The sequence below is a fragment of the Bacillus sp. MBGLi79 genome (assembly GCF_002953915.1).
The window spans coordinates 2,276,029-2,282,741 of sequence record NZ_CP026521.1 but is presented as its reverse complement, the minus strand read 5'-3'; the positions used below and the strand labels follow the sequence as shown (position 1 = coordinate 2,282,741).

The following is a 6,713-nucleotide window of genomic DNA, read 5'->3' as shown; positions in this document are numbered from 1 at the left end:
AATATAGGAATAAACCTTAAACAACAAACATATCATCTAAAATATGCTTTTATTCACACCATAAACCGGGTATACATACACTAATAAAGAATGTTTCTCTTTCAAAAATAAGCAAAAAGATATATACTTAACAAAGTGAAATTTAGTTTTTAAATTTAATAAATCAGGTTTACTTTTAGGATGGATTAGGGTATTATTATAAAAATATTCAGTAATATTAAAGGAGGGGGAGATCATTTGAAAAAAGTAACGATATTGAAAGCATCCATCTTATTCTTGGCGATCGCCAGTTTTCATTTGCTCTCAATTCCCCACGCCTTTGATATCGGCCATCATTATAAAGCCGTAGCCGACCAGCAGGAAATGCACGAGATGAAAGCCGGCCAAAATGCTGATGATGAGAAGAAATCCATCACAGGGGCATTTGCGCTAACCGCTTTGTGGGCAATGGCTGTTCTGCTTCTGACCGCTGAAAGCAAAAGTACGAGATACACCCGCAGGCGCCAGCGGAAAAAAAGCTTTATACTGGCCAAATTTTATCAATCGTCTTATTTCGGCAAACTTCATGTTCAACATCACCCGATTATATAACGATAATATGAGGAGGCTGTTTAACATGTTGTTTATCTTAAGAATGGTGATATTAGGCTTATTTTCTTTCACAGCGCTGAATTTATTTGTATGGCAGGGAATTGAAGTCATTCATGCCGTAACAGATCTATTCACCAACCATGAAAGCTAAATAAACGAAACCCGCTCGTATAGTATGAGCGGGTTTTTTATTATTGGTCTGTATGAAGGCGCCAAACAGCTGTAACCTTGCCTGATTCCTCTTCATCAAAAAAGAAAGAGCCATTGCTGTATCTGTCGTTTGTCCGCAGCTCTTTTGCCTGCAGTTCTTTTCTGTCGCCTTTTTCTGTTTCTGCCATAAGCCGCTGTTCAAGACCGCAAGCGAACAGTGCTGCAACACGGTGAGGATTCTTTTTCAGTTCCCTTAGCATCACGACACCGCGTTTTGCGCGGGATGTTTTCTCGAACTCAGAAAGACTCATGCGTTTTACCGCTCCCCGCTGTGTGAACAAAACAATTGAATCAGATTCTTGAAGGATCTCTCCTGAGACAACAAAGTCATCCTCTTTTAAGTTAATCCCTTTGACACCTGCCGCACGCGCGCCAACTACATTCACTTCGTCTTCGCCAAACCACAGGCCGTACCCTAAGTGAGTGGCCATAAAGATCTGGCTTTCCCCATTTGTTACATGAACATCAATCAATTCATCTTCACCCTTCAGATTTAAGGCCACAAGCGCCTTAGAATAACGCTGTGCTTTGTAATGGGTGAGCTCTGTCTTTTTCACCATGCCGTTTTTCGTAAAGAACAATAGATATGCCGACGGATCAAATTCTTTTATCGGTATGGCCTTTACAATCGTTTCATCACGGTCAATGGTGATGATATTAGAAAAATGCTGACCCATGTCCTTCCATCTGATATCAGGCAGCTGGTGAACAGGACAATAAATGTAGCTTCCTTTGTTCGTAAAGAGCAGCAGCACGTCCGTCGTATTCATCTCAAATTGATGCAGCATCCTGTCCGTATCTTTCATTCCGAAATCCTGGCCGTTAGAAGCGGCATATGAGCGCTGGCTTGTCCGTTTTAGATAGCCATCCTTCGTAACGGTTACATATACATCCTCAGACGCAACCATAACTTCGAGGTTGATTTTAATTTCCTCAATTTTTTCTTCAATCACGGAGCGTCTCGTGTCTGCATATTTCTTTTTCAGTGCTTTTAAGCTGTTTGTGATCACTTTTAACAGCTTTTTATCATTGCTTAAAATAGATTCGAGCTCTTCAATTTTTTTACCGAGCTCTTCTGCCTCTTCCTTAAGCGCTGTGATATCGGTATTGGTTAAACGATATAACTGCAATGACACGATGGCTTCAGCCTGAGGCTCTGTAAATTCGTATTTCGCAATCAAATTATTTTTAGCGTCACGTTTATCGCTTGAAGAACGGATCGTTGCAATGACTTCATCTAAAATGGACAAAGCTTTCATGAGCCCTTCTACGATGTGATGTCTGTCTTTTGCTTTTTGAAGCTCATAAACGGACCGGTTTGTGACGACTTCCTTTTGGTGTCCAATATACGCATCCAAAATAGACGGCAGGCTCATCAGCATCGGACGGCGGTTATGAATAGCCACCATATTAAAGTTATATGTGATCTGCAAATCAGTGTTTTTATATAAGAAATTCAAAATGCCTTTGGCATCCGCTTCTTTTTTCAGCTCAATGACCACTCTCAGCCCTGTTCGATCCGTTTCATCACGAACCTCTGAGATGCCTTCAACCTTTTTATCAATACGGAACTCGTCCATTTTTTTCACAAGGTTTGCTTTATTTACTTCAAATGGAATTTCAGTAATGACAATTTGTTCTCGTCCGCCTCTGATTGTTTCAATTTCAGCTTTTCCGCGGATAATGATTTTTCCTTTTCCTGTTTCGTAAGCTTTTCTTATGCCGTCAACGCCTTGAATAATACCGCCTGTCGGAAAATCAGGCCCTTTAATGACTTCCATGAGTTCATCAACAGAGCAAGATGGCATTTGAATACGCTTAATGACAGCATCAATGACTTCTCCCAGATGATGAGGGGGAATATCGGTCGCGTATCCTGCTGAAATCCCGGTAGATCCGTTGACCAATAGGTTAGGAAACATCGCCGGGAGTACGACAGGCTCCTTGCTTGTGTCATCGAAGTTAGGCACAAATTCAACCGTGTTTTTGTCAATATCCCGAAGAAGCTCAGATGCTATCGGAGATAATCGTGCCTCTGTATAACGCATGGCTGCCGGGGGATCTCCGTCGATGCTCCCGTTGTTACCATGCATTTCGATCAACACATTACGAACTTTCCAATCCTGGCTCATCCGCACCATTGCTTCATAAACCGAACTGTCACCGTGCGGATGATAGTTACCGATGACGTTACCGACCGTTTTGGCCGCTTTTCTGAAGTTTTTATCAAACGTGTTTCCATCTGTATGCATCGCATACAGAATTCTGCGCTGTACCGGCTTTAATCCGTCTCTCGCATCAGGCAGCGCTCTGTCTTGAATAATATATTTACTGTAGCGTCCAAAACGGTCGCCGATCACCTCTTCTAATGGTAAATCATGAAATAATTCTGGCTGTGACAATCATTAAACCTCCTCAGCGACCGATAAGTTTTCATTTTCTAAAATATTGCTTTCTTCATCTAAGCCGAAAGCGACGTTTTTCTCAATCCACTTTCTGCGCGGCTCTACTTTATCTCCCATTAACGTCGTTACACGTCTCTCTACACGTGCCGCATCGTCAATTTTGACCCTGACAAGTGTGCGGGACTCCGGATTCATTGTCGTTTCCCACAGCTGGTCTGCGTTCATCTCTCCAAGACCTTTATATCGCTGAATGGTATAGCCCTTGCCGACTTTTTTCAGGACATCACCCATCTCTTCATCAGACCATGCATATTCAATGATTTCCTTCTTCCCGCTTCCTTTACTGACCTTATATAAAGGTGGCAGCGCTATAAACACCTTGCCATGCTCAATGAGCGGCTTCATATAGCGATAGAAAAAGGTAAGAAGCAGCACTTGAATATGGGCGCCGTCAGTATCGGCATCGGTCATAATGATGATTTTGTCGTAGTTGATGTCATCGATTGAGAAATCTGCTCCGACACCCCCGCCGATCGCATGAATGATCGTATTGATCTCTTCATTTTTAAAGATATCCGCAAGCTTAGCTTTTTCTGTATTAATGACTTTACCGCGTAAAGGCAGAACTGCTTGGAATCTGCGGTCTCTTCCCTGCTTGGCTGACCCGCCTGCTGAATCACCCTCAACGAGATACAATTCATTTTTTGCCGGGTTTCTCGAACCCGCAGGCGTCAGCTTTCCGCTTAAAGTCGCTTCTGATTTTTTTCGTTTTTTGCCGCTTCTTGCTTCTTCACGGGCTTTGCGTGCCGCTTCGCGCGCCTGGCTCGCCTTGATTGCTTTTTTGACAAGAAGCGTTGCGGTGTCCCGATTTTCCTCTAAAAAGTAAGCAAGCTGCTCGGAAACAATTGCATCAACCGCTGATCTTGCTTCACTCGTTCCGAGCTTTCCTTTTGTTTGTCCTTCAAATTGAAGAAGCTCCTCAGGAATGCGGACAGAAATAATGGCTGAAAGCCCTTCCCTTATATCGGTTCCTTCAAGGTTCTTATCCTTTTCTTTCAGCAAAGCCACTTTTCGCGCATATTCATTAAAAGCCCGCGTCATCGCAGTTTTTGCACCCGACTCATGCGTCCCGCCGTCTTTTGTTCTGACATTGTTAACAAAAGACAAAATATTTTCAGAATAACCATCGTTAAACTGGAACGCAAAATCCACTTCTATGGAATGGTGCTCTCCCTCAAACGAGACCACTTCAGATAAGACGTCTTTTTCTTCATTTAAGTAAGCGACAAACGCCTCTATGCCGTTTTCATAATAAAAGACCTCATGCTGGTCATTGCGCTCATCAATCAGCTCAATTTTCAATCCTTTTAACAAAAACGCAGACTCTCTTAAGCGCTCGGAAAGCGTTTCAAAATTATAGGTTGTTGCGCTGAACATCGTTGGATCTGGCTTAAAGTGTGTGAGTGTTCCCGTCTTTTTCGTTTTGCCGATCTTTTCGAGAGATGTAACCGGTTTTCCTCCATTTTCAAATCGCTGCTGATAGATAAAACCGTCCCGTTCAATGGTAACTGTCAGCCATTCAGATAAAGCATTCACGACTGACGCACCCACTCCATGGAGCCCGCCGCTTGTCTTATAGCCGCCTTGGCCGAATTTTCCTCCGGCATGAAGCACCGTAAAAATCACTTCAGGGGTTGGTTTGCCGAGCTTATGCATTCCGGTCGGCATGCCACGGCCTCTATCCTGTACAGAAATGCTATTGTCTTTATGTATTTTGACGATTATGTGATCTCCATGGCCGGCAAGCACCTCGTCGACAGAGTTATCTACAATTTCATAAACCAAGTGGTGCAAGCCGCGCGCGTCAGTAGAGCCAATATACATACCCGGCCTTTTCCTGACAGCCTCAAGGCCTTCGAGCACCTGTATGGCATCTTCGTTGTAATCAAATTGCTGTTTTCTAGCCAAACGTACAAACCCCTTTCAAAAACTAACATTGTCTTTCTCTTTTTCAGTGTTACACATCATTTGTATATAAGATATTTTTTATAAACCTCGCCTCAAGCCGGTACTGCCTTGGACTCCTCATTATAACCAATATGTTTGCAATCGCAACATAGAGCTAACGAATCAGTTCTCAAAACATCGGCTAGTGCTGTTTTTGCACCATAAGAACGTATGTTTGTTTATTATATATAAAGCAGCAGACCTTCGCAAATCGAACGGCCGAAACCCAGCTGGACAAGGTATTCAAAAAAAGCTGTTCAAGCTTTATTGTATCTGTTTCACCGTAATACGCAAACAATATCTTAAAATTAAAAAGCAAAAATCCTTGAATTCACAAGGATTTTTGCAGTTCTGCACCTATTTTGTTACAGCGTGTGCCACTTTTATGCACAGATCCATGATAACCGTTCTGCCTTTTTCTTTTAGCATCTGGTATGCTTCCTCGTTTACCAGCCCTTGCTGTGCCCAAAATACGGGAGCATCTGTCTCTAAAAACTCTTCCGCCACTCCAGGAAGCTGTTCTGAGCGACGGAATACATTGACGATGTCAATCGGACCGTCAATCTCTTTTAAAGATGAAACAGCTTTTACACCTAGTGCCTCATCAATTGTCGGGTTCACAGGGATAATTTCGTAACCCGCGTCCTGCATTGCTTTTGAAACCATATGTGACGTTCTATCCGGACGGTCTGAAAGCCCCACTACCGCTATACGTTTGCTTCTTTGAAGAATCTCTTTAATTTCCGCTTTAGAAGGGTTTTGCATCATGAGTCACTCCTTTTCCACTTATTTTACACGATCAAAACAGGAGAAATCAAAATATGATGCAGGTTTGATTAGATTTGTAAGCAAACTTTACAAAAAAACTTATCATCAGATCATGACATCTCATGTTAAAATAGAAAGAAGGGAATTTGAAAAAGGAGAAATGTAGATGTTAATTGCTTTATTGATTATTTTGGCCTACTTGATAGGCAGCATTCCATCTGGCTTAATTGTGGGCAAGCTTGCCAAGGGAATTGATATTCGGGAGCACGGAAGCGGCAACTTAGGCGCTACTAATGCATTCCGTACACTGGGCGTAAAAGCAGGTTCGGTCGTCATAGCCGGAGATATTTTGAAAGGGACGCTGGCAACTGCTTTGCCTTTTCTCATGCACGTTGATATTCATCCGCTTCTTGCAGGAGTCTTTGCGGTTATAGGCCATGTGTTCCCCGTCTTCGCTAAATTTAAAGGCGGTAAAGCCGTGGCAACATCAGGTGGCGTTTTGCTATTTTACGCACCTCTGTTATTTATCACGATGGTTGCGGCATTCTTCATCTTTTTATACTTGACTAAATTTGTTTCTCTATCATCAATGTTAACAGGGATCTATACTGTTATATATAGTTTCTTTGTCCATGATACGTATTTATTGATTGTCGTTACCCTGCTCACTATTTTTGTGATATACAGACACCGGGCAAACATTAAACGAATCATCAATAAAACAGAACCTAA

The 6,713-nt window shown here is 42.5% G+C and carries 6 protein-coding genes; 3 read left to right on the top strand and 3 right to left on the bottom strand.

The genetic code is table 11. From position 1 onward, the window contains the following. Positions 1-237: 237 nt before the first annotated feature. Together C1T29_RS11395 and C1T29_RS24980 are read left to right on the top strand one after the other, a co-directional pair. The gene (locus tag C1T29_RS11395) at positions 238-591 is read left to right on the top strand and encodes a hypothetical protein (RefSeq protein WP_095432855.1); all 354 of its coding nucleotides are present in this window, start codon (positions 238-240) and stop codon (positions 589-591) included. Positions 592-616: 25 nt separating this feature from the next. Beyond that, on the top strand, positions 617-742 hold the full coding sequence (locus C1T29_RS24980) for a hypothetical protein (protein ID WP_003231548.1): 126 nt from the start codon (positions 617-619) through the stop codon (positions 740-742). Positions 743-782: 40 nt separating this feature from the next. Here the strand turns inward: C1T29_RS24980 and parC are convergent, their stop codons facing one another. The 3 genes from parC to C1T29_RS11380 form a co-directional block, all read right to left on the bottom strand. After that, positions 783-3,203 carry a DNA topoisomerase IV subunit A gene (gene parC / locus C1T29_RS11390; RefSeq protein WP_071581691.1) on the bottom strand — a complete coding sequence of 807 codons (2,421 nt, stop codon included), beginning with the start codon at positions 3,201-3,203 and terminating at the stop codon, positions 783-785. Between the two features lie 3 nt (positions 3,204-3,206). Then, complete coding sequence (gene parE, locus C1T29_RS11385) at positions 3,207-5,174, bottom strand: DNA topoisomerase IV subunit B (RefSeq protein ID WP_014664141.1); 1,968 nt, start codon at positions 5,172-5,174, stop codon at positions 3,207-3,209. Between the two features lie 396 nt (positions 5,175-5,570). Beyond that, positions 5,571-5,978: a CoA-binding protein gene (locus C1T29_RS11380; protein WP_003245606.1), complete on the bottom strand. Its 408-nt coding sequence runs from the start codon at positions 5,976-5,978 to the stop codon at positions 5,571-5,573. A 169-nt stretch (positions 5,979-6,147) separates the two neighbouring features. Between C1T29_RS11380 and plsY the strand changes: the two genes are divergently transcribed. Next, positions 6,148-6,713 (top strand): glycerol-3-phosphate 1-O-acyltransferase PlsY (plsY, locus tag C1T29_RS11375; protein WP_208945697.1); only part of this gene is annotated, 566 nt, incomplete at its 3' end.

Excerpts from the sequence above, each read along its gene's own strand:
- C1T29_RS24980 (WP_003231548.1), top strand. The coding sequence starts at position 617 with ATGTTGTTTATCTTAAGAATGGTGATATTAGGCTTATTTTCTTTCACA.
- C1T29_RS11380 (WP_003245606.1), bottom strand. The coding sequence starts at position 5,978 with ATGCAAAACCCTTCTAAAGCGGAAATTAAAGAGATTCTTCAAAGAAGC.